The 1067-nt window shown below is 56.3% G+C and carries 1 protein-coding gene; it reads right to left on the bottom strand.

Features of this window, described 5'->3' with window-relative positions:
* A partial coding sequence (gene tuf, locus N005_RS03000) for an elongation factor Tu (RefSeq protein ID WP_047699288.1) occupies nt 1–1067 on the bottom strand: 1067 nt, incomplete at both ends.

Here is a 1067-nt window from a genome sequence, read left to right on the forward strand (position 1 = left end):
CCAGCGCCGACGGTACGACCGCCTTCACGGATAGCGAAGCGCAGACCGTCTTCCATTGCGATGGTCTTGATCAGAGTGACAGTCATCTGGATGTTGTCACCTGGCATTACCATTTCAACGCCGTCTGGCAGCTCGCAGTTACCAGTCACGTCAGTTGTACGGAAGTAGAACTGTGGACGGTAGCCTTTGAAGAACGGAGTATGACGACCGCCTTCTTCCTTGCTCAGAACGTAAACTTCTGCAACGAACTTGGTGTGTGGCTTGACGGTGCCTGGCTTGACCAGAACCTGGCCACGCTCAACGTCGTCACGCTTGGTGCCGCGCAGCAGTACGCCGCAGTTCTCGCCAGCACGACCTTCGTCGAGCAGCTTGCGGAACATTTCAACGCCGGTGCAGGTAGTTTTCTGAGTGTCGCGCAGACCGACGATCTCAACTTCTTCCTGGATGCGGACGATGCCACGCTCAACACGACCAGTCACAACAGTACCGCGACCGGAGATCGAGAATACGTCTTCGATTGGCATCAGGAACGGCTTGTCGATAGCACGCTCTGGCTCTGGGATGTAGCTGTCCAGAGTTTCTACCAGCTTCTTCACAGCGCTGGTGCCCATTTCGTTGTCGTCCTGGCCGTTCAGAGCCATCAGAGCCGAACCGATGATGATTGGAGTGTCATCACCTGGGAAGTCGTAAGTGCTCAGCAGGTCGCGCACTTCCATCTCAACCAGTTCCAGCAGCTCAGCGTCGTCAACCATGTCAGCCTTGTTCAGGAAGACAACGATGTACGGAACGCCTACCTGACGGGACAGCAGGATGTGCTCACGGGTTTGTGGCATCGGACCATCGGCGGCCGAGCAAACCAGGATCGCGCCATCCATCTGGGCAGCACCGGTGATCATGTTTTTTACGTAGTCGGCGTGACCTGGGCAGTCAACGTGTGCGTAGTGACGCACGGCCGAATCGTATTCAACGTGAGCGGTGTTGATGGTGATACCGCGAGCTTTTTCTTCCGGGGCGCTGTCGATCTTGTCGAAGTCAACCTTGGCCGAACCGAAAACTTCGGAGCAGAC

Origin of the sequence: Pseudomonas mediterranea CFBP 5447 (assembly GCF_000774145.1) — a bacterium.
GTDB classification, from domain to species: domain Bacteria; phylum Pseudomonadota; class Gammaproteobacteria; order Pseudomonadales; family Pseudomonadaceae; genus Aquipseudomonas; species Aquipseudomonas mediterranea.